Origin of the sequence: Arsukibacterium indicum (genome assembly GCF_019100565.1) — a bacterium.
In the GTDB taxonomy this organism is placed as follows: Bacteria; Pseudomonadota; Gammaproteobacteria; order Enterobacterales; family Alteromonadaceae; genus Alishewanella; species Alishewanella indicum.
The window spans coordinates 521,255-544,005 of sequence record NZ_JAHRID010000001.1 but is presented as its reverse complement, the minus strand read 5'-3'; the positions used below and the strand labels follow the sequence as shown (position 1 = coordinate 544,005).

The 22,751-nt window shown below is 47.2% G+C and carries 17 protein-coding genes; 12 read left to right on the top strand and 5 right to left on the bottom strand.

Translation table 11 applies throughout. From position 1 onward, the window contains the following. Positions 1-110: 110 nt before the first annotated feature. Both KQY15_RS02595 and sohB read left to right on the top strand, forming a co-directional pair. Positions 111-2,474, top strand: a complete 2,364-nt coding sequence (locus tag KQY15_RS02595; protein WP_217666934.1) for a VolA/Pla-1 family phospholipase — start codon at positions 111-113, stop codon at positions 2,472-2,474. A 105-nt stretch (positions 2,475-2,579) separates the two neighbouring features. Then, positions 2,580-3,581, top strand: coding sequence for a protease SohB (gene sohB, locus KQY15_RS02590; protein WP_217666932.1), 1,002 nt, complete (start codon positions 2,580-2,582; stop codon positions 3,579-3,581). A gap of 70 nt (positions 3,582-3,651) precedes the next feature. Here sohB and KQY15_RS02585 read toward each other — a convergent pair whose 3' ends face one another. After that, positions 3,652-4,986, bottom strand: a complete 1,335-nt coding sequence (locus KQY15_RS02585; RefSeq protein WP_217666930.1) for a dicarboxylate/amino acid:cation symporter — start codon at positions 4,984-4,986, stop codon at positions 3,652-3,654. Between the two features lie 169 nt (positions 4,987-5,155). On the opposite strand from KQY15_RS02585, the gene KQY15_RS02580 reads away from it, so the two are divergent. After that, positions 5,156-7,384: an Ig-like domain-containing protein gene (locus KQY15_RS02580; protein ID WP_217666928.1), complete on the top strand. Its 2,229-nt coding sequence runs from the start codon at positions 5,156-5,158 to the stop codon at positions 7,382-7,384. Positions 7,385-7,467: 83 nt separating this feature from the next. On the opposite strand, the gene astB is transcribed toward KQY15_RS02580, so the two are convergent. Beyond that, complete coding sequence (astB, locus tag KQY15_RS02575) at positions 7,468-8,808, bottom strand: N-succinylarginine dihydrolase (RefSeq protein WP_217666926.1); 1,341 nt, start codon at positions 8,806-8,808, stop codon at positions 7,468-7,470. A 231-nt stretch (positions 8,809-9,039) separates the two neighbouring features. Here astB and topA point away from each other — a divergent pair, with 231 nt between their 5' ends. After that, entirely contained in the window at positions 9,040-11,646 is a 2,607-nt protein-coding gene (topA, locus tag KQY15_RS02570) for a type I DNA topoisomerase (RefSeq protein WP_217666924.1), read from the top strand. A 41-nt stretch (positions 11,647-11,687) separates the two neighbouring features. Here topA and KQY15_RS02565 read toward each other — a convergent pair whose 3' ends face one another. Continuing rightward, positions 11,688-12,452: a hypothetical protein gene (locus KQY15_RS02565; RefSeq protein ID WP_217666922.1), complete on the bottom strand. Its 765-nt coding sequence runs from the start codon at positions 12,450-12,452 to the stop codon at positions 11,688-11,690. A gap of 74 nt (positions 12,453-12,526) precedes the next feature. Then, positions 12,527-13,216, bottom strand: coding sequence for a sensor histidine kinase (locus tag KQY15_RS02560; RefSeq protein WP_217666920.1), 690 nt, complete (start codon positions 13,214-13,216; stop codon positions 12,527-12,529). Between the two features lie 156 nt (positions 13,217-13,372). Between KQY15_RS02560 and cysB the strand changes: the two genes are divergently transcribed. The 3 genes from cysB (at position 13,373) to KQY15_RS02545 (ending at position 16,217) form a co-directional block, all read left to right on the top strand. Continuing rightward, on the top strand, positions 13,373-14,350 hold the full coding sequence (gene cysB, locus KQY15_RS02555) for an HTH-type transcriptional regulator CysB (RefSeq protein ID WP_217667651.1): 978 nt from the start codon (positions 13,373-13,375) through the stop codon (positions 14,348-14,350). A 113-nt stretch (positions 14,351-14,463) separates the two neighbouring features. Continuing rightward, a complete protein-coding gene (locus KQY15_RS02550) occupies positions 14,464-15,315 on the top strand; it encodes a sterol desaturase family protein (protein WP_217666918.1) in 852 nt (283 codons plus the stop codon). A 77-nt stretch (positions 15,316-15,392) separates the two neighbouring features. Next, positions 15,393-16,217 (top strand): substrate-binding periplasmic protein, encoded by an 825-nt coding sequence (locus tag KQY15_RS02545; protein WP_254795390.1) that lies wholly within the window; start codon positions 15,393-15,395, stop codon positions 16,215-16,217. Between the two features lie 18 nt (positions 16,218-16,235). Here KQY15_RS02545 and mutH read toward each other — a convergent pair whose 3' ends face one another. Beyond that, complete coding sequence (gene mutH / locus KQY15_RS02540; RefSeq protein WP_217666916.1) at positions 16,236-16,910, bottom strand: DNA mismatch repair endonuclease MutH; 675 nt, start codon at positions 16,908-16,910, stop codon at positions 16,236-16,238. Positions 16,911-17,325: 415 nt separating this feature from the next. Between mutH and rppH the strand changes: the two genes are divergently transcribed. The 5 genes from rppH (at position 17,326) to KQY15_RS02515 (ending at position 22,706) form a co-directional block, all read left to right on the top strand. Further along, a complete protein-coding gene (gene rppH / locus KQY15_RS02535) occupies positions 17,326-17,829 on the top strand; it encodes an RNA pyrophosphohydrolase (protein WP_019676950.1) in 504 nt (167 codons plus the stop codon). A gap of 44 nt (positions 17,830-17,873) precedes the next feature. Then, positions 17,874-20,132, top strand: a complete 2,259-nt coding sequence (gene ptsP / locus KQY15_RS02530; RefSeq protein ID WP_217666914.1) for a phosphoenolpyruvate--protein phosphotransferase — start codon at positions 17,874-17,876, stop codon at positions 20,130-20,132. A gap of 68 nt (positions 20,133-20,200) precedes the next feature. Continuing rightward, positions 20,201-20,995, top strand: coding sequence for a sulfite exporter TauE/SafE family protein (locus KQY15_RS02525; RefSeq protein WP_217666913.1), 795 nt, complete (start codon positions 20,201-20,203; stop codon positions 20,993-20,995). 47 nt (positions 20,996-21,042) lie between these two features. Continuing rightward, entirely contained in the window at positions 21,043-21,876 is an 834-nt protein-coding gene (gene lgt, locus KQY15_RS02520; protein WP_217666911.1) for a prolipoprotein diacylglyceryl transferase, read from the top strand. After that, complete coding sequence (locus tag KQY15_RS02515; protein ID WP_217666909.1) at positions 21,873-22,706, top strand: thymidylate synthase; 834 nt, start codon at positions 21,873-21,875, stop codon at positions 22,704-22,706. Before lgt ends, KQY15_RS02515 begins: the two co-directional genes overlap by 4 nt. Positions 22,707-22,751: the final 45 nt, after the last annotated feature.

Below are 22,751 nucleotides of genomic sequence, written 5' to 3'. Positions count from 1 at the left end.
TCGTAGCTGTTCGGAGAGAACAGCCACTTTAAACTAAAAAGAATTCGTAATAAGCAAAGCAAGGTTTTGCTTTGCAATAAAAAAATAAGTGTTAAGGACGGGGAGACATTATGAAAAAGCTTGCTATTAGTATCGCTGTTGCGGCAGCGGTCGGCCTGGCTGGTTGCGGTGATTCTTTAGAAGATATAAAACAGGAAGTTGCTGATCAGGGGCCAGTAGTTCCAGCATCAAGAGTGATATTTGACCCGACAGCAGGTCGGGTTTCAGTGCCAAACGACTTACTATTTCAGGGCACAACAGATGGCACTTTAACGCTTGATGGTGGTGCAAATCCGGATTATACCAATCCGCAAACTGCGCTTGGTGCATTGGACGGTTGGTCTACCCAGAACCCTTTTGCCATTGATCTTAGTTTTGCGCCTGGGGTTAGTTTAGATGCTGATTCAGCCCAAACGCCGGGTGCTGTCAGAGTGTTTAAAGCCCTGATGGGCGATCCGATGTCGCCAGAAGCATCCTGTACGGCAGTGCCTCGCGGTGCAGCATGCCAGATAACTGAAGAGTTGGTATTCGGCCAGGACTTTGTCACTGCAGCCCGCGGCAACAGTGTGGCAGTTATTCCGTTAAAACCATTGGACAGTGCGACAACGTATTTGCTTGCCCTTACCAATGTTTTGCAGGACAGCAATGGCGAATCAGTTAAACCGTCAACGACTTATGAACTGGTAAAGCAGGATATCAATACATTACCACTGGCCAGTGACTCACAGCGTGCACTACAGGGTGTGATTAACAGCTTTGAAAATGTGATGGTCAGAGATGAAGGGGTGAATAAAGATAATATTATTTATACCGCTGCAATTACCACTCAATCAGTGGGTGCTGTACTTTCTACCTTAAAACAGTTAATGGCGTCACCAACGCCAACAGGTTACGGCCCGTCACCTTTGGTTGTTACCAATACTGGTTTAACCGTATCTCAACTGAATCCGGCTTTCGCTGCCAACCCGGCTTTCGCTATTACCCGCTACTACACAGGAACCATGGATCTGCCTTATTACTTAGGTATGCCCAGCGAAGCTAATCCGACTGCGCCATTAAATACCCGTTGGATGGCGCGTTGTGACAGTGGCGCCATTATTGCAGCACTTCCACCAGCAATGAAACCTGAGACGCCGGTTTCTGAAAACGATGGTGCTTGTCAGGCATTTAGTGGTGGTGCGTTACGTGATTTAGGTGTTGACCCGGCCCGGCACTTAACGAAGTTTAATACTATTCCTAAAATTAACGGTTACCAGACGGTTGATGTACAAATGACCGTGCCGGATGAAAATGTTATTACCAAGCCCGCCGCTGGCTGGCCTGTGGTTATTCTGCAGCACGGTATCACCTCGCGTCGCAGTGATATGCTGGCCATTACCGGCACGCTTGCGTCTCAGGGTTTTGCAACTGTGGCAATTGACCATCCGTTACATGGTGATCGGGGCTTTGGTCAGTTAAATGCCAGTAGCGGCAACGCGACCGTATACATGAACCTGAGTAATTTACTGGTTACCCGTGACAATTTACGCCAGAGTATTGCAGATATGCTGGCGTTACGTTTAGCACTGAATTTTGCCCAGGGTGTTGAGTTAGATACCAGCCGGGTACAATTTTTAGGGCACTCACTGGGTGGCATAACGGGTACGTCAATGGTGGCACTGGCAAATACCAGTACCGGCAATGAGATGCTGGATGCACTTTACAGTGTTGAAACGGCAACGCTGGCAATGCCGGGTGGGGCAGTAGCAAACTTCCTGCTTGATTCTGCCGCCTTCGGACCATTAATTAAAGCCAGTGTTATGTTAGGCGCCGGTGGTGCGTTGACTGAGCATTTTGTTACTTATGTAGTGACTAATACTAATTGTGGCGTACCTACAGCTGAAACTGCTGCTACTTACCCGGCATGTGCGGCTCCGGTAGTTAATGCTTATTTAATGACGTTAACTGAGCCTGCCAATGCAGCCCAGCAGGCCCGGGTATCTGCCACACTGAGCCAGTTTGCATTCGCTGCGCAGACAGTAACCGATGCCGGCGACCCTAATAACTATGCTGAACGTATGGTAAACAGTGAAACGCCGGTTTACATGATTGAAGTAGTAGGCAATGCTGACGGTAACCTGCCAGACCAGGTTATTCCAAACGGTTATTTTAATCCGTTGGCTGCATTAGCTGCTGGTAAAATGCCATTAGCTGGTACTGAGCCACTGGCCAGGCTTATAGGCGCTGCAGGTGTACCTGCCAGTGCCGGCGGTATTGCACTGAACGGCGGCAATGCGATTGCCCGGTTCAGCGAGGGTGATCATGGTTCAATTTTGAGCCCTGCAGCCAGTCTGGCGGCAACTCAGGAAATGCAAACCCAGAGCGTCACCTTTTTCCTGAACAGAGGCCAGGGCCTGTTAGTTTCTAACCCTGCGGTATTAGCAAGCGGAAACTAAGCCTTTTAGTGTCATAAAGAGCCCGGCGGCTTCAGGCGCCGGGCTTTTTCTTTTGTATAATCAGGATAAAATACGCTTACTCAAGCAAAAAACAGGAGAGTAACTTTGGCATTTTTAACGGAATACGGCATGTTTCTGGCGAAGGCGGCAACTATTGTGTTCGCGATTGCCATGGTAATAGGCATTATAGTAAATGCCAGCCACAAGCCCAAAGCGAAGAAAGGCAACTTAGAGTTTACCGATCTGAGTAAACATTACCGCCAGCAAACAGAAGAGCTGCAGCAACGCTTAATGGAAAAAAAAGCGTTTAAGCAATGGCAGAAAGCCCGGCAAAAGTCTGAAAACAAGAAAGGGCCTGAACAACCCTGCTTGTTTGTACTTGAATTTAACGGTTCTATGGATGCCAGAGAGACGGAGTCACTGCGGGAGGAGGTAACAGCTGTACTGGCAGTAGCCAAGCCTGAAGATGAAGTTCTGCTGCGCTTAGAAAGTGGTGGTGGCGTGGTGCATGGCTACGGCCTGGCGGCATCACAACTTGACAGGTTTCGTCAGCAGGGCATCCCGTTAACCGTAGCGGTTGATAAAGTGGCTGCCAGTGGTGGCTATATGATGGCCTGTATTGGTAATAAAATTATTGCTGCACCGTTTGCGATATTAGGGTCGATAGGGGTAATAGCCCAATTGCCTAATTTCCATAAATTGCTACAGAAAAACCATGTTGATTTTGAACAGTTTACCGCAGGTGAGTTTAAGCGCACCGTTACGTTATTTGGTGAAAATACCGAGAAAGGCAGGCAAAAATTTCAACAGGAGCTGGAGCAAACCCATGTTTTGTTCAAATCTTTTGTGCAGCAGCACCGGCCGCAGTTGGATGTATCGCGGGTAGCAACCGGTGAGCATTGGTTTGGCTATCAGGCACTTGAATTGCAGCTGGTTGATGAAATTCAGACAAGTGATGACTACCTGATGACTAAAATTGCCGGACACCGGGTATACAAAGTAAATTATCAGCTGAAAAAAGGTCTGGCTGATAAAGTGGGTATTGGCTCAGCAAACGTGTTATTCCACTGGTGGCAAAAGCTGGTGCAACATAGCTGGCAGCGTTAAATTAATTGGCGGTCTGAGTTAAACCTGAAAACAGCAGGCCAATTAGAGCCTGCTGTTTTTTAATCCTGGGTCATCTCAGGTGTCTGAAATCAACACTTTCTTCCTTGACACCGGCAGCAGAATCGTTGAAAACGGCCTGATCAAACTGTTTTTCACTTTTACCAACTATGCAGGACACCATGGCATCACCAGTAACATTGACGGCGGTGCGGGTCATGTCCAGTAGTCTGTCCACCCCGATGATTAACGCTATGCCTTCAACCGGCAGCCCCACCTGTTGTAATACCATAGCCAGCATAATTAAGCCTACCCCCGGCACACCTGCCGTACCTATTGAAGCTAAGGTTGCGGTCAGAATCACCATCAGGTAATCAGCAACGGTAAGGTCAACCAGATACACCTGGGCAATAAACACTGTGGCTACGCCCTGCATGATAGCTGTGCCATCCATATTAATAGTGGCGCCCAGCGGCACGGTAAAAGAAGCAATACTGTTTTTTACCCCCAGCTTTTTGGTCACTGTTTCCATGGTAACCGGCATAGTGGCATTGCTGCTCGACGTGCTGAAACCAAATAAAGCAGCGTCGCGCATTTTACGTAAAAAAATCAGCGGATTTAAACCGGTAATCACTTTTAAGATAACGCTGTAACTTACCAGACCATGGAAAATAAGCACTGCTAACACGACACCAAAGTATTTGGCAAGGCTGACAATGGTTTCAAACCCGAGGGTGGTAAATAACTTTGCCATCAGAAAAAATACGCCGTAGGGCGCCAGATTCATCAAAATCGTTACCAGCTTCATAATGACTTCGCTAAGATCATTAAAAACAGCGGCCAAACGTTCACCTGGTTTACCGCTTAATGCCATTGCAATGCCGAACAATACCGCAAACACGATGATTTGCAGCATGTTGCCCTGAGCCATAGATTCAACCGGATTACTCGGGAAAATATTGATAAATACGTCGGCCAGTGACGGCGCTTCAGAAATATCAAAGTTGGCATCTGACTGACGGTCAACGCCTTTGCCCGGTCCTACCAATAAAGCGGCTGTCATCGCTAAACTAATAGCTACTGCGGTGGTAACCAGATACAAACCTATAGTCTTTCCACCAAGCCTGCCAAGGGTTGAAGTATCAGAAAGTGAGCAGGTGCCACAGACCAAAGAGACAAATACTAACGGCACCACCAGCATCTTTAAACTGGCGATAAAAATCTCGCCGCCTACATGAAAAATTCCATCGACGAAGAAGGCTTTCAGGGGTACTTCGAGGCTAAACAGTGAAAGGACACGCTCCTCCTGACCAGCTAATATTGCTTTGAACAGGAAACCTACTGCTATACCGGCAATCATGCCGATAACAATGCGGGCGGTTAAGCCCAACTTTCTATTATTGCTCATTGTTTTTTATATTTTTTCAGGGCTGAATATGGCTAAGACTATCAGTTTGCAGCGCCATTGGGCAGGCTTGGCAAAAATTTTTTTGAAAATTGCTGTGACGTAGTGATAATTAATGGTTTAAGATGCAATTAACAAAAACTATATATAAAAACAGCTAGGGAGAGTTTTCATGCGAAACATCCGGCAACTACTGGTTGCATTAATGATTACATCGCTGGCCGCCTGCGGCGGCGGCGGTACCTTGGACAACAGCGGCGGTGGCGGCGGTGGTGGTTCAGGTGGCAACACTCCGGTGTTCACGCTTGCTGTTACTCTGACAAATGCAGCTGGCACAGAATCAAATAATTTGTCGCAAGACACGCCTCTGGTTGTTACCGCAACCTTAACCGCAACCAATAATGGCAATGTTGCTAACCGGTTGATCAGTTTTGAAGTGTCTGGTGAAGGGCTTGCTACACTGGGTAACGATGCCGGTTCAGCATCTACCAATGCTGATGGTGTTGCAACGATCCCACTTAATGTGGGTAACCAGTCCGGTGCAGGCCAGGTTACTGCAACCTTTGGTGAAGTTTCTGCCAGTGCAGTATTTAACTCAGCTGGTGATGGCGGCGAGCAGGTTGATAACACTATTGGTAGTGTCCGCTTAATTGCTGACAAATTACAGCTTGGCTCCGGAGCAACTGACAAGGTTGAATTAAGTGCTTTGGTCAGAGATACCAATAATGTGACTTTAGCCGGCATACCGGTTACATTTTCTGCTGACTCCGGCGAAATCAATGTTATTGACACTGTGACAGGTTCCAATGGTATAGCCAAAGCGTCGCTGACAACTGTATCAGACAGCAACAATCGTGAAATTACCGTAGTGGCAAGGGTTCAGCAACAAACTGCTGAGTTGGTAATTGATGTTGCCGGTACTAATCTTCAAATTGCTGCACCGTCAGCAGTAGTGTTAAACGATAGTGCTACTATTGATGTTTTTGTCACTGATTCAAGTGGTAATGGTATTCAGGGCGTTGTACTGGATGTCACTTCAGCATTAGGTAATACCTTAAGTGAAACGAATCCGGAGACCGCAGGTTCGGGTGGCAAAGCATCTTTCAGTTATACCGGTGTAAACAGCGGTGTTGATACCTTGACGGTAACTGCACTGGGTATCTCAAGTAGTGTAGCGTTAAATGTAAGCCCGGATACTTTCGTTTTTGCTCAGGTGAACGGTGAAGAAGACGCTGTAGTGGAAATACCATTAAATACTGCGCAAGGGCTTGGTATTCAGTGGTTAATCGATGAATCTCCGAATGCGGGCGAGACTGTTCATTTTGCGACGTCCAGAGGTATTATTGCTACCTCTATGGCCGGCCTGGCTGATGAAAATGTATCTGTATCGCAAGTAACAGATGCAAGTGGTGAAGCTGAGGTGTTTGTTCAGTCAGAATATGCCGGTTTGGCGACTATAGCGGCTCAGGGTGGCGATGCGCAAAGCAGTGTTAACGCCCAGAAAATAGTTGAATTTGTTGCAACTATGCCAACTAAGGTTGAAGTGCAGGCATTCCCGGCTCAGGTTGGTTTGGGTGAGACTAGTGCGGTCAGAGCGATAGTTCGTGATGAAAATAATAATCCGGTTAAAAACCAGAACGTTGTGTTCACATTGGATAATGCTGCTGGTGGTCAACTTAGCGCGGTTTTAGCTCGTACCAACTCTCAGGGGGTAGCATCAACAGTGTTTACTGCTGACAGTGCTACAGGTGCGGGTGTTGACGGGCTTAATCTGGTTGTCAAAGGTGCGTTGGCCGCTGACGATTCTGTTGTTGGTGAAACTGATATAGCTATCGGTCGCAGAACATTATTTTTCCGTTTTGGTACGGGGAACGTAATTACTAAACCAAACGACAGCACTTATTCAAAAGAATTTTCAGTTATAGTAACTGATAGCTCGGGGAACCCTGTGCCAAATCAACAGTTAAACGTCGCAGTAGTTCCGTTAAGCTATTCAAAAGGTATTTGGGTTAAGTCACCAACACCGCCAGCTGCATTCAAAAACTGGGCTGCTGAGGTCTCAATTACCTGTCCAAATGAAGACGTTAATCTGGATGGTATTCTGGAAATATCTGAAGACACAAACGGTGATGGTCAGATAACTCCCGGTAACCGCGCTACCGTTCCTGCTACAGTCACTGCAGATGACAGCGGCATTGCAGTATTTAGCATTCAGTATCCGCAAGATGTTGGTGCCTGGATGGATGTTCGCCTACAAGTCTCAGGCACAGCATCTGGAACTGAAAATGTTGCTTCGCGCAATTATGGGTTGCCTGTAGCAAGTGAAGACGTTACTACCGAGACATCGCCGCCGCCAAGTAATCCGTTTGGCGTGGTTGGCGACTGTACGACTATTCAGTAGAGTAGACAACGACGTGATATTGCCTGCTATCAAGCAGGCAATAAAAAAACCGCCAGCTGGCGGTTTTTTTATTGCTCTTTCCTTCAGCGCTGGAAGGTATAAACCGAACCTAAGTTTAAAATCTTGGTCAGTTCATCCAGTGCCGTGCGTGATTCAGTTAGCAGCTGTGGATCTGCCAGGTCGGCTTCTGAAATCTGGTCACGATAGTGCTTATCAACCCAGCTGTTGAGGGTAGAGAATAACTGCTCGTTCATCAGCACATGTGGATTCACTGCCTGGCGTTCCTGCTCACTTAATGCCACCCGCAAGCGCAAACAAGCCGGGCCGCCACCGTTACGCATACTCTGTTTTACATCATAATAGTGTACGTGCTTTATCGGTGTGCCGCGACGTGTTAGCTCCGCCAGATAATGACTCACTGCCGGGCTGTCCTGGCATTCAGTTGGCGCTATGATAGCCATTTCGCCATTGGCCAGGGTAATAACCTGAGTATTGAATAAATACGTGTTAATCGCTTCCTGCACTGATACGTCGTTATCATTCACTTCTATCAGGAACAGCTCACTGTCGTTACCAAATTTTCGCTTCAGCTCATCAAGTTTACTTTGGGTATCAACAAAAGCCTGCTGGTGATAAAACAATACATTCTGGTTGCCTACAGCAATTACATCGTTGTGGAACACGCCCTGGTCAATCACATCAGGGTTTTGCTGCATATAGACGACGTGCTCATCACTCAAACCATGTAAGCGCGCCACAGCTTCACAGGCCTCCAGCGTGTGCCGTGCTGGAAAGCGTTTAGGTGCTGCTTTGCTCTGATCGAACGCATAACGACCAAACACAAACAACTCAACGCCTTTTTTGCCGTAGTCGCTGCATAATCTGGTATGATTTGCCGCACCTTCATCGCCAAAATGGTCGTTATCAGGTAAATGCTGGTGATGAGCAAAGTGCGTAGGATCAGCAAACATGGCCTGTAATATTCTGCCGGTAGTCTGAGGCTCAAGTGAACGGTGAAACTTATTGGTTAAGTTTGCCGGAGTGAAATGCACCTTGTTATCCGCAGTATCGGCACTGGGCGATATAGTGGCGGCGTTAGCGGTCCACATGCTGGATGCTGAACACACTGCTCGGAATACCGCGGGTGCCTGTTTTGCCGCAGTGGCAATGATGTCGCTATCTGAACCGGTAAAGCCAAGGCGGCGTAGGGTATACACGTCTGGCCGCTCCTGTGGAGCCAGCACGCCCTGCACTAAACCAAGGTCATGCAGCGCTTTCATTTTTTGCAAACCTTGCTTGGCTGCTTGTTTTGGGCTGGAAGTGTTGTTAGCGTTAGATAAAGAGGCGACATTGCCGACTGACAAGCCGGCATAGTTATGGGTTGGTCCTACCAGACCATCGAAATTTGCTTCAAAGTACTTCATTTTTGCTTTATATCCTTCTGTTGGAAGGGGCACTGTTTTTATTATTGTTGCGGCCGCTTATGTTTTTATATGCTTCATTTTGGAGTTGGCTATCAAATAGCCGCTGGGTCTGTAAAATGGCCCGGATTGCATAATAATGAGTTTATTCACTTGTCACAACTGCGGTTTGCGGATATATGTTAAAAAAGGGCGGCCAAAAGGCGGCTTCAGTTAGGGAAATCAGGTTTTAAGATGGCGAAATCACTGGTAATAGTCGAATCACCGGCAAAAGCAAAGACAATTAATAAATATTTAGGAAACGATTATGTCGTTAAGTCGAGCGTTGGCCACATTCGCGATCTGCCAACCAGCAGTAGCAAAGACAAAGCACGCACTACCGATAAAAGCCTGAGTAAAGAAGAGAAAGATTATAAAGCGCTGGTCGACAGAATGGGAATTGACCCGGCGCATGGCTGGAAAGCCCGCTATGAAATTCTGCCTGGTAAAGAAAAAGTGGTGAAGGAGCTGAAAGCCCTGGCTGATAAAGCTGATACGGTTTATCTGGCAACGGATTTGGACCGTGAAGGAGAAGCTATCGCCTGGCACTTACAGGAAATTATCGGTGGGCAGCCTGAAAAATTTAAGCGGGTTGTTTTTAACGAAATTACCAAATCAGCTATTACTAACGCATTTGTTGAACCAGGTCAGGTCAATGTTGATCAGGTTAACGCCCAGCAGGCCCGCCGCTTTCTGGACCGGGTTGTGGGTTTTATGGTATCGCCTCTGTTATGGAAAAAAGTGGCCAGGGGCTTATCAGCTGGACGCGTTCAGTCTGTCGCTGTGCGCTTAGTGGTAGAGCGGGAACGGGAAATAAAAGCCTTTGTCCCGGAAGAGTACTGGACCCTTGCTGCAGATACCTTAACTGATGATCAACATCCATTGCTGCTGGATGTAGTTCGCGAAAACGGTAAGACGTTTAAACCGGTTGATAAAGAACAGGCCGACAATGCAATAAAACGCTTACAGAATGCCCGTTTTGAAGTGATCGATCGGGAAGACAAGCCCAGCAGCAGTAAACCGCAGGCACCGTTTATTACTTCAACCCTGCAACAGGCTGCCAGTACCCGGTTGGGCTACGGCGTTAAGAAAACCATGATGCTGGCGCAGCGCCTGTATGAGGCAGGTCATATCACCTATATGCGTACCGATTCGACTAACCTCAGTACAGAGGCTGTCAACGCTTGTCGTGACTATATAAATGATAAATTTGGTAAAAAATACCTTACTGCTGAGCCGGTAAGTTACGGCAGTAAGGCTAATGCCCAGGAAGCGCACGAAGCTGTCCGGCCATCAAATGTCACGGTGCTGGCCAGCGATTTAAGCGATATGGAAGCCGATGCCAGAAAACTGTACGAATTAATCTGGCGCCAGTTTGTCGCCTGTCAGATGCCTCCGGCACAGTATGACGTAACAAATATTACGGTTGCTGCCGCAGATTTCGAATTAAAGGCCAAAGGGCGGGTACTGCGGTTTGACGGTTGGACCAGAGTGCAGCCGGCAGTTAAGCGCAAAGGCGAAGAAGACAACGAGCTGCCCGATGTGAAACAAGGTCAGCAATTGCAGCTGCAACAACTAAACAGTGCCCAGCATTTCACAAAGCCGGCCGCCCGCTTTAGTGAGGCAAGTCTGGTTAAAGAGCTGGAAAAGCGGGGCATTGGCAGGCCTTCTACTTATGCAGCTATTATTTCTACTATTCAGGATCGGGGCTATGTCCGGATTGAGAACAAGCGCTTTTATGCTGAAAAAATGGGTGAGATTGTTACCGATCGGCTGGTTGAGAATTTCGATGATTTAATGAATTACGACTTTACTGCCAATATGGAGCTAACCCTGGATGATATTGCCAAAGGGCAAAAACAATGGCGTAAAGAGCTGGATAATTTTTATACCGGTTTTTCCGACAAACTGAAAACGGCTGAGCAGGAACCGGAGCAAGGTGGCATGCGCGCCAACCAGTTTGTTCTAACCGATATCGACTGCCCGAGTTGTGGCCGTAAGATGGGGATCCGTACTGCCTCTACCGGGGTATTTCTGGGCTGTTCTGGCTATAACTTGCCACCGAAAGAGCGTTGCACTACCACGATGAACCTGTTGCCGGGTGATGAAGCGGTAAAAGTAACCGATGAAGACGAGCTTGAAACAGAAGCATTGCGCTCGAAAAAACGCTGTGCTAAATGCGGCACTGCAATGGACAGTTATCTGATTGACGAGCAGCGCAAGCTTCATGTCTGTGGTAACAACCCGGAATGTGATGGCTATGAACTGGAAACCGGCAACTTTAAGATTAAAGGCTATGAAGGGCCGCTAATCGAATGTGATAAGTGCGGTAGCGATATGCAGTTAAAATCGGGCCGCTTTGGTAAATACTTTGGCTGTACCAACAGCGAATGTAAAAATACCCGTAAGCTGTTACGCAATGGTGAAGCGGCACCACCAAAAGAAGATCCGGTACATTTGCCTGAATTAAAGTGCGAGAAATCTGATGCGTATTTTGTACTCAGAGATGGTGCTGCAGGCTTGTTTCTTGCTGCATCTACCTTTCCTAAATCACGGGAAACCAGAGCGCCATTAGTCAGTGAGCTCAAAATGTTCCGAGAACGGATTTCACCTAAGTTTTATTACCTTGCCGATGCTCCGGTAAAAGACAAAGAGGGTAACCCCAGTATTGTGCGCTGGAGCCGCAAAACCAAGCAGCAATATGTCATGACTGAGAAAGACGGCAAAGCAACGGGTTGGGCAGCCTGGTATGAAAACGGTAAATGGTTGGTTTCAACTAAAGATAAGCCGGCTGCAAAATAAACAATGTAGCTAAAAAAATGGCACCGCACGGTGCCATTTTTTTACCATTTTCGTTTGGGCGCAAACAGCTCATCAATATCTTTGTTTTCTTTTTCTTCTTTCTTTTCCCGGTCACGTAAATTGCCGGCTTTAAGTTCAGTGGCAATATCTTCAAGGGTTTGCACCACTTCGGCTTTACGACTGATCACGTATTCATCCTGATGGCTACTGCCATTTAATGAGGTTAGTGCTTTTTCAAAATACTGGCGGGCGGAGCCAAGCATGTTATTACTGCGGGCTTGCTTGCCCCGCTTAATCTGGCTTTCAACATTAATTCTTAATTGCAGGACCTCTAAACGTTTGTCTTCGGCAATGACGGTAGATGTATCAATATTGCCTCTGGCATGTTCACTACGTAAGGTGGTGCGTAATTTCTTAATGCCTCTGATCAACCCGATAAGTTGCTGGTCATTATCAGGCAAAGTAACAGAATCTGTGTTTGCTGCATCAGTATTAACCGGCTCGTTCAGTCGGGTTTCAATTTCCTTCAGCCGTTGCTTCAGCTCTCTGGTTGCCGGGTCCAGCTCTACCATTGCACGCAACGCGAATGCCATGCGTTTTAACAACATGGTGGTGATGGCGGGGGTGAAAGGGACATTAGCGGTGTTGGCCAGCATTTCCTCGGTATCATCAAATAAATGGCGTAGCTTAGTAAATTCAGCACGTTTCAGGCTGGCTATCCGTTCTTTATGTTGTTGCACAACGTTGACGACAACAGCAATAATCACCAGGGCTACAATTAGCGAGATGATAATGGGTAACAACATGCAGACCTCTGACTGGATTCGCTTTTATAAATTATAGTAATCTGATTTGACGACAATGAACAGTTTTCTGGTTGTCAGGGCAACGTTAACCTGAAGCTGCCACCAGTTAGCTCAACACCATTTTGTAAGCTCACCACGCCGCGCTGGTTTTTATTATGATGTGCGTGCGCTATTAATCTGGCAAAAAATATACCAAGCCCGGTATGGCCGTGGCGTAAATCTGGCTTATGCATCTGATTAGCAGCGTTATCTATCATAAAATCCGGAAAGCCAGGGCCATCATCAGCAACAACAACATGCAACTGATTGTCAGCAACCGTTGCACTGATACTAATCTGGGTATTGCTGTATCGCAGAGCATTGGCAATCGCATCGTTCAGAATATTCAGGATCAGGTCGCGGTCGAAAAACCAGCACAAATCATCATCTGCATTTATGGTTACCTTGATGCTGCGCTGTGTTGCATAATACTGATTTTTTAACAGCAGCTCTTCAAATACTTCATTAAGGTAATGCTGATCAATTTGTACCGGTAGTTGTTGTCTGTCCAGCCGATACAAAGACAATAGCTGCAATAAATTGGAATTCAGCCGGTTTGCTTCGTAATTCAGCAATGCCAGTTCTTCCCGGGCATCGTCAGATAACTTAGCACCTTCTGCCTGAATTAACTCGGCCGACTGGATCACCATGCACAGCGAGTTTTTCATATCATGGACACTGCAGGCCAATACGGTAGCAAAGTCAATTTCTGTCGAGTTGATCATAACGGCTCCGGACTGCTAATGGTAAAGTCTGTCATTAGTTTGTTAAGTTTTTTTTGCTACTAATAGTTATAGCATTTCCATTTATAAAAATTAGTTGGAATATCTGACAAGAGGGGTATATTGAACGATGATCATTCTTTACCGGACCTGGGCCAGATGAAATTACAGCAATTGCGTTACATTGTAGAAGTGTTAAATCATAACTTAAATGTGTCAGCAACGGCAGAAAGCCTTTATACCTCGCAACCTGGTATCAGTAAACAGGTGAGAATGCTGGAAGACGAGTTGGGTATTCAGGTATTTGGCCGCAGTGGTAAGCACCTTACCCATGTTACGCCAGCCGGGCGCGATGTAATTGAAATAGCTCAGCAAATTCTGGCAAAGGTCGAGAGTATTAAAGCGGTTGCTAAAGAGCACACCTTACCTGATCAAGGTAAATTAAATATTGCCACTACCCATACTCAGGCGCGCTATGCCTTACCCTCAGTTATCAGCGGCTTTATGCAAAAATACCCTAAAGTATCGTTGCATATGCATCAGGGGTCGCCACAACAAATTTCTGAAGCTGCATCACGCGGCGAAGCTGATTTTGCTATTGCAACCGAAGCACTGCATTTATACGGCGATTTGGTGATGTTGCCCTGCTATCACTGGAACCGTAGCGTTATCGTCAGGCAGGATCATCCTCTGGCCCAACTTGGCCGTAAAATTGCTGTCGAAGATGTGGCCCAGCATCCTATTGTTACTTATGTATTTGGTTTCACCGGCCGCTCTGAGCTGGATCGCGCTTTTGCTGCAAAAGGCCTGGAGCCACGGATTGTATTTACGGCGACTGATGCTGACGTGCTGAAAACTTATGTCAGGCTGGGGCTGGGTGTTGGTGTTATCGCCTCAATGGCAATTGACCCGCAATTAGATAAAGATCTGGTGGCGCTTGATGCAAGGCACTTGTTCGAAGCTTCAACCACTAAAATAGGCTTTCGAAAAGGCGCGTTTTTGCGCACTTACATGTATGACTTTATCCAGCGCTTTGCCCCCCATCTGACTAAAGACGTTGTAGAACGGGCGAATTTGCTGCGAAATCAGGAAGAAGTCGATCGCATGTTTGCCAGCTTTGAGCTGCCGGTTCGTTAAAACGGTTGCTAAGCCAATCCGTCCAATGCTGGATCAAGTTGATTAGCGTAACTTGTATTGAGCCCCTTGCTTAACGTAGTATTTGCCTTGGGTATCATCAGTAGCGATTAGCAATGCCACCAGTTGAATTAATATTATTATTGTTAAGTCCGGTATTTCTTATATGTGTGATACTGGAGTGGCGCTTTGCTGTGCTTAGAAAGCAGAACTGGTACCACTGGCGTGATACGCTGGCAAACGCCATGCTGGCATTGTTGCATCAGGGGGCTGATATGCTGGCGCTTTTGCTGTTAATGCCATTTTTTTACTGGCTATATCAGTATCGTCTGTTCACGATTGAACTGACGGCACTGAACTTGTTGCTGGCATTTATTCTGCAAGACTTTCTGTATTATTGGTTTCATCGTGGTTCTCACCATATTCGCTGGTTATGGGCTTCGCATGTGGCGCATCATAGCTCTCGCTTGATGAACTTCAGTACTGCTTTTCGGCAAAGCCTTACCTATCCGGTGTCGGGTATGTGGGTGTTCTGGCTGCCAATGATTTTAATCGGCTATGAACCCATGCTGGTGTTTGCCGTGGTGGCACTGAATTTAGCGTTTCAGTTTTTTGTGCACACTCAGGCAATTGGCCGGCTTGGTGTGCTGGAAAAGATCTTTAACACTCCGTCGCATCATAGGGTGCATCATGCTTGCAATGATATTTACATTGATCGCAATTTTGCCGGTGTTTTGATTATCTGGGATAAAATCTTTGGTACTTTTGTCTCGGAGCAGGCTGATGAGCCTTGTCGCTACGGCATTACCGACGATTTTAACTCGACCAACCCAATAACCATTACATTTTATGAGTGGCGACTAATGTGGCGCGAAGCTCGCAGCAATGAGCGAAAAATGCCGCTGTGGCAGGTATTGTTAAAAATGCCGGTAAAGTTAACGTCAGAACCGCCCGGAAAAAATGTCTGAATAAGTTTGGGCAGAGCCGCGCAAAAAAGACAATTTGCACTAAGCTTGTAGAACATCATAGCACCACGAGGTGATTTATGAAATCTATCAAGCTTTTACTGTTGTTAGCATTAATGTTAGTCATGGTTTCCTGCAAACCTGTTTCTGAACCAGAAATTGCAACGCCTGCCGAGCCGATAGCGCAGCGAATGTCTGCTGTGCCACCACAGTGTTCACTCACGATGGGGTTTGATGCATGGGAACCCTACCAGTATATGACGGTCGGTAATACTGTCACCGGGCTTGACGTTGAACTGGTAAGGGCGGTAGCCGCTGAAATGCAGTGTGAGCTGAACATTGTCCAGGGCAGCTGGGTTGAATTGCTGGGCCTGCTGCGTGAAGGTGACGTCGACTTTGTGCTGGGTGCATCCATTACAGAAGATCGCCAAACTTTTGCCTATTTTTCTGAGCCATATCGTCAGGAACAATTTTCGCTTTATGTGAGGGCTGAAGATGTTAATCTGCCTGTCGCCAGTGTTCAGGAGTTTATTAAAGCGGGCTACAAACTGGGCATCGTCAATGAGTATTACTACGGCGATGAAATTGCAAACTTGTATGCTTCTGCTGAATCACGTCCACAGTTTGTTGGTGCCATCATCAGTGAAATGAATATGGCAAGATTGCTGGACGAGGAAATTGACGGTTTTCTGGAGGACAGCTTTGTTGCAGCGTCAATACTGAGGCGTAAAGGACTTGATGATTTAATTAAGCCGCATCAGATTACCCTGGGTAATAATGATGTGTACGTAATGTTTAGCAAAGCCTCAGTAGAAGAACAGTTGGTTGCTGAGTTTAACCGTGGATTGGCTACCATTAAACAGAACGGTTTATATCAGCAAATTATGCAACGTTATCAAGACTGATAACAAGGCAGTTTTTACTCAGGGTGAGTTTGTCAGATTAAACTGGCGCTGAAGAATGGCGGCGGTAAAACTCGCTTTCAGATAAAACCCTCTGGGCAGAGTTTGGATGGGCTCGCCTCTGGCGCCGATTGCAGCGGTTAACGCTTTGCTGTCGGCTGCTTTAGGCCTTAGTTGTAATGCTTTGCCATGGGCACCTCTGATCTGATCAATTCCCCCTAGGGTTATTAACTCCATCAGCTCCTCCCAGTCTTGCTGCAATATCTGCATCTCTGCTGCACTGGGTTGCCATAGAAATGCCGACCCGATAACCCTCTCAGCCAATGGTATCTGCCGTTCAGCCAGAATTGGTACCCATAGTACTTGTTGCAGTTTCTGGCAGATCCACGATTGCGACCAGCTTTGGCTGGTAACACCGGTAAGTGGCGCTACACAAACATAGGTGCTTTCCAGCGGTTTACCTTGCTGGTCGATAGGCAGGCTTTTTAATTCAATGCCCAATGCAGGAAAATCGGGTAACGCTTTAGAGCCTGCCTCTGCACCCAACGCCAGTTCAAGCAACTGACCTACCCAACCTTTATCGCGCTTTAAATCAGCCGGCATCTTAACCTTTAACTGGCCAGCCAGCTGGCCAAGTGTCATTCCTGCAATATTGTGGCAACGTTGCAACAGTTGTTCGGTAGTAAGTAAAGGCATAGTGGTCAACGTAGTATTCGCAGTATTAAAAAAGCGGCTTGATCCGCGATTTACCCTAACATTTTTGCAGCTGTTGTGCTGCTTAAAAACGCAGCAAACTAACTTATGCACAGATGTAACATACCTATATAAGCAATTTTTTGCATGTAAGTTATTGTAATTTTGAGGCTTTAGTTGAATTTTGCTAGTCGTAAGTAACTATGCATAGTGATTACTCAACAACCTTTCGCAACTTAACAACAGTTTTATCCACAGAGTCTGTGAAGAAGTTCACATGGTAGTAGTAAACAAAATCATTAATGTGGATAACTTAGATTAGACTGTCTGGATAAGGTGGTTGAAATTCTGTTTGCTGTAACCGCGACTTTGTGAAAGAATCTTTGTTATAGCAGAAATAGACTCGCTTGAGGTTTGTGTGATCGATGCCGAAGGTTTTCGGGCCAATGTCGGCATAGTGATTTGTAACACCCAGGGACAGGTGTTTTGGGCAAAAAGATATGGTCAGCATTCCTGGCAGTATCCACAGGGTGGCATTGATGATGGCGAAACGCCGGAACAGGCCATGTATCGCGAACTGCATGAAGAAGTCGGGCTCCGGCCTGAAGATGTAGAAATAATCAGTGTTACAAAGCATTGGTTGCGCTATAAACTTCCTAAACGGTTAATTCGCAAAGACAGCAATCCTGTGTGTATCGGACAAAAGCAGAAGTGGTTTTTATTGCGTTTGACCTGTCGGGAAGAAGATGTAAATCTGGCTGTAACGTCGCATCCTGAATTTGATAACTGGCGTTGGGTTAGTTATTGGTATCCAGTGCGCCAGGTCGTGGCTTTTAAACGAGAAGTGTATCGAAAAGTCATGCGGGAATTTGCCCCGGTTGCTTTGCCGTTTACCCGTAGAGACGTGAAGAAAAAATATTAAGAAAAATTTAAGTTTGCTAAAACCGACAATACGATGAGGTTCTTATGCTAAGCCAGTTGCGGCGGATTGTTCAGGATGTGGCTCAGGAGCCAGCTCTAGACAATGCGCTGGCTGGCTTGGTTTCAAGTATTAAAACTGCCCTGGCGACTGAATGCTGTTCGGTATATCTGGCAGATTATCAGCAGCAGCATTTTATGCTGATGGCAACAGATGGTTTAAATCAGGATGCGGTAGGTAAAGTTGCTATCGGCTTTTCTGAGGGACTGATTGGCTGGGTTGGTCAGCGGGAAGAACCAATCAACCTTGCTCAGGCCCATCGTCATCCCAGGTTCAGGGTAACCCCTGAAGTTAGTGAAGACCGTTTTTCTGCTTTTCTTGGCTGTCCGATTATTCACCATCGCAAAGTGCTGGGCGTATTAACCATTCAGCAGTCTGCTGAGCGGGTGTTCAGCGAAGACGAAGAATCTTTTCTGGTTACTCTCGGTGCACAACTAGCCTCAGTCCTCGCTAATGCAGAGATGCGGGATGCGGCAAGTCAAAGCCCCTCAACTATGGCCAAATCAGGCCAACTTAGCGGATTGCCCGGAGCGCCAGGCATGGCAATCGGTGAAGCCTATGTGCTGCAGCCGTCCAGTGATTTTGATGCTATTTCCCTGAAAAAGTCTGATGAACCGGAGAAAGAGCTGGCGCTGTTTTACCGGGCTGTAAAGATCACCAAAGCAGAGTTTAACCGTTTGGCAGAAAGGATGGCTGGTCATATTCCTGCCGACGCCCTGGCGATATTCGATGTATATCATCAGCTGCTTGATGCCGCTAGTCTGGGCCAGGAAATTGAACTGCAAATTGCTGAAGGCTGGTGTGCTAAAAGCGCTTTAAAACGGGTAGTAGAAAAGTTTGCCCGTCAATTTGATGATATGGATGACCCCTATCTGCGCGAGCGGGGCACTGATATCCGGGACTTAGGGCAACGGGTGCTGAATAACCTGCTTGATTCTGAGCAGCGCAAAGTAAAATTGCCACAGCAGGTGGTGCTGGTGGCTGATAACGTTACTGCAACCATGTTGGCTGAAGTACCGCGAGAGCAGCTGGTGGCGATAGTCTCGCTCAGGGGCTCGGTGAACTCGCATGCGGCAATTATGGCCAGAGCTCTTGGTATCCCGGCCGTTATGGGAGTGAATGAGCTGCCACTGCTGCACTGGCAGAATCAGCAGGTTATTGTTGATGGCTATGAAGGCCACATTTTGCTTTCACCGGTTGAAGCTATTTGCGCTGAGTATCGCCGGCTTATTAACGAAGACGCAGAACTGTCAGCCAGGTATCAGCAAGAGGTAGCGTTACCGTCACAGTCCGCCTGCGGCAAGCCATTTAAACTGATGGTAAATTGCGGTCTGGCAATCGAATTGGAAACCAGCAATGCAGAATATACTGATGGCGTTGGCCTGTACCGGACTGAGTTTCCATTCATTATGCGTAATCGCTTTCCTACCGAGCAGGAACAGGTTGAGCTTTACCAAAAGGTGCTAAGCGGTTACGCCGATAAAGCCGTTGTCATGCGTACACTGGATGTCGGTGGTGATAAGGCCTTACCTTATTTCAGTATTATCGAAGAGAACCCATTCCTGGGCTGGCGCGGGATCAGACTGACCCTTGATCATCCGGAAATTTTTCTGGTGCAAATCAGGGCAATGTTAAAAGCGAATATAGGGCTGGATAACTTACATATTCTGCTACCCATGATTTCCGATTTAGCTGAAGTTGACGAAGCGATCCGGTTAATCCGACAAGCCAGTTTTGAAGTAAGTGATGAGCTCAATATCGCCCTGCCTAAGCCTAAAATCGGCGTAATGATTGAAGTACCGTCGATTATGTATCAACTGCCTGAACTTGCTGCCCGGGTGGATTTTTGCTCGGTTGGCACCAATGATCTTACCCAGTATTTATTGGCGGTAGATCGAAATAATGCCCGGGTTGCGAACCTTTACGATGCGCTGCATCCTTCGGTGCTGCGTGCCTTGCATCAGCTATCTGAACAAGCCCGGCAATTGCAGTTTCCTATCAGCATATGTGGTGAGCTTGGTGGCGAGCCTGCAGGAGTACTGGTACTGGCGGCAATGGGCTACAGCCGCTTTAGTATGAACAACAGTAATCTGGCGAAAATTAAGTGGCTGTTGCGCCGGGTTAAAGTAGCTGAACTGGAAGCAATATTGCCCGATGTGCTGGCCTGTCAGTCGCCAAAACAAGTGAAGCAGTTGGTGCAGCGTTTTCTTGAGCAAAAGCAGTTGCTTAGCCAGTTAAGAGCCTAAGTTCCTTTGCATTAATTTAACGGTTAAGTTTTTATGTTTATGCTGCCGTATTGATATTGAGATGTCCTTTGTTAACGATACTTCTGGTTTCTGCGCTTATAGGTTGTCTGGCTGGCTTTCTGGCCGGGTTGCTGGGTATTGGTGGTGGGCTGGTTATTGTGCCGGTACTGGTTGTGCTACTACCGGCTTTAGGTGTAGTGGGTATCGATGATGTAATGGTGGTTGCAGTAGCCACCTCACTGGCGTCAATCATTGTTACCTCCGGTTCCTCTATCCGGGCTCACCATAAACGCAGCAACGTAAGCTGGTCATTGGCGGGCACCGTGATGCTGGGGGCAGGAGTGGGCGCGGGGGTAATTGGGCTGGTAGCCCATCATATCAACGGCACTACTTTGCGGATATTTTTTGGAGTAGCCGTTTTTTTTCTGGCACTGCGAATGCTTGGTTCCCGCAGTGTTGTCGGGCGGGCCACGCTGCCGGTAAAACCAATACTGGCTGCTATTGCTGCGTTACTTGGGGCCATCTCCGGCTTGCTTGGGATCGGCGGTGGTGCGCTGGTGGTGCCGGTACTGAATTATTTTTCTGTTGAAATGCGCCGGGCAATAGGATGTGCCGCTGCCAGTGGTATTGCTATTGCTGTGCTTGGCACCCTGGGGTATGTTATTGCCGGCTGGCAGCACTATCAACTGACCGATGGTTTTGTTGGCTATATCTATCTGCCCGCATTAATAGGGATCGTATCTACTTCGGTATTTACTGCAACCTTAGGGGCAGCCATGACTCAGCGCTGGCCGGTGCTGACAATTAAAAGAATTTTTGGTGTATTTCTGATGCTGGTTGCTGCCAGAATGGTATTCAGTTAGCTATTTTGACCGTCATCATGGCGGGTTTTGATTTTTAAAGGATAATAATGACAAGTTCCTATCTCGATTTTCCTGATATTGACCCGGTACTCGTGTCTATTGGGCCCCTATTTGGCTATGGGCCGTTAAATATCCATTGGTACGGGGTGATGTATGCGGTCGCATTTGCTATTGCTTACTGGCTGGCTAACCGGGCCGCGGCTAAACCGGGCTCGGGCTGGAGCAAAGAGCAAGTTAGTGACTTACTGTTTTTCGGCTTTATCGGTGTGATTGTTGGCGGCAGACTGGGTTATGTATTTTTTTATAACTTTGATCAGTTGCTGGCTGAGCCACTTTATCTGTTTAAAACCTGGCAGGGCGGGATGTCTTTTCACGGTGGTTTGCTAGGTGTATTGCTGGCCATGGCCTGGTTTTCCAGACGGCATCAAAAATCTTTTTTAAAGCTGGGTGATTTTGTCGCCCCTTTGATCCCATTGGGGCTGGCAGCAGGCCGGCTGGGTAACTTTATCAATGGCGAGCTATGGGGCCGTACCACAGATGTGCCCTGGGCCATGGTGTTTCCGCATGCGGGCCCCGAGCCACGGCACCCTTCGCAGTTGTATCATGTGGCACTGGAAGGTGTGTTGCTGTTTATTATTATCATGCTTGTCAGGCGCTTAAAGCCCGTTACCGGAACCCTAGGCGGTGTGTTTCTGTTGGGTTACGGAGCCTTTCGCTTTTTTGTCGAGTTTTTCCGTCAGCCTGATGCGCAGCTGCGTGAGTTGGCCGAAGCTGGCATGACAATGGGCCAATGGTTATGTCTGCCAATGATGGCAGCAGGTCTTGGCCTGATCATATATGTAAATAGCAAATCTGCAACGAGTACACAGGAAGCAAAATGAAACAATATCTTGATTTAATGCGCCATGTGCTGGAGCACGGTCACAAAAAGACTGATCGTACCGGCACCGGCACTATTAGTGTGTTCGGCTATCAGATGCGTTTTGATTTACAGCAGGGCTTTCCGTTAATTACCACTAAAAAGTGCCACTTGCGTTCTATTATTCATGAATTGCTGTGGTTTTTAAAAGGTGAAACAAACATAGCTTACCTGCAGGATAATGGCGTTTCAATCTGGAACGAATGGGCAACCGAAAGCGGTGAGCTGGGGCCGGTTTATGGTGCCCAGTGGCGCAGCTGGGCCAGTCATGATGGCCGGGTTATTGATCAGATAAGCCAACTTATCAACGATATTAAACGCACGCCGGACTCGCGACGGTTAATTGTCAGTGCCTGGAACCCTGCAGTGCTGCCTGATACGCAATATTCTCCCAAAGAAAACGCAGCAATGGGTAAACAAGCATTGCCGCCTTGCCATACCTTGTTCCAGTTTTACGTAAATGATGGCCGGTTATCATGTCAGCTGTACCAGCGCAGTGCTGATATTTTTCTTGGCGTACCATTCAACATTGCCAGCTATGCGTTGCTTACTTTGATGGTGGCGCAGGTCTGCGATCTGCAGCCCGGAGATTTCGTGCATACCTTTGGCGATGCCCATTTATATCTGAATCATTTAGAGCAGGTGAATACTCAGTTAGGCCGGGAGCCATACCCGATGCCAACCATGCGGTTAAATCCTGAGATTAAAGATATTTTCGGGTTTAAAATTGAGGACTTTACTCTGGAAAACTATCAGGCACATCCTCACATTAAAGCGCCGGTGGCAATTTAATGACAATTTAGTCATTTCTTTCTGGCCTGGATCTTGCTTTTAATT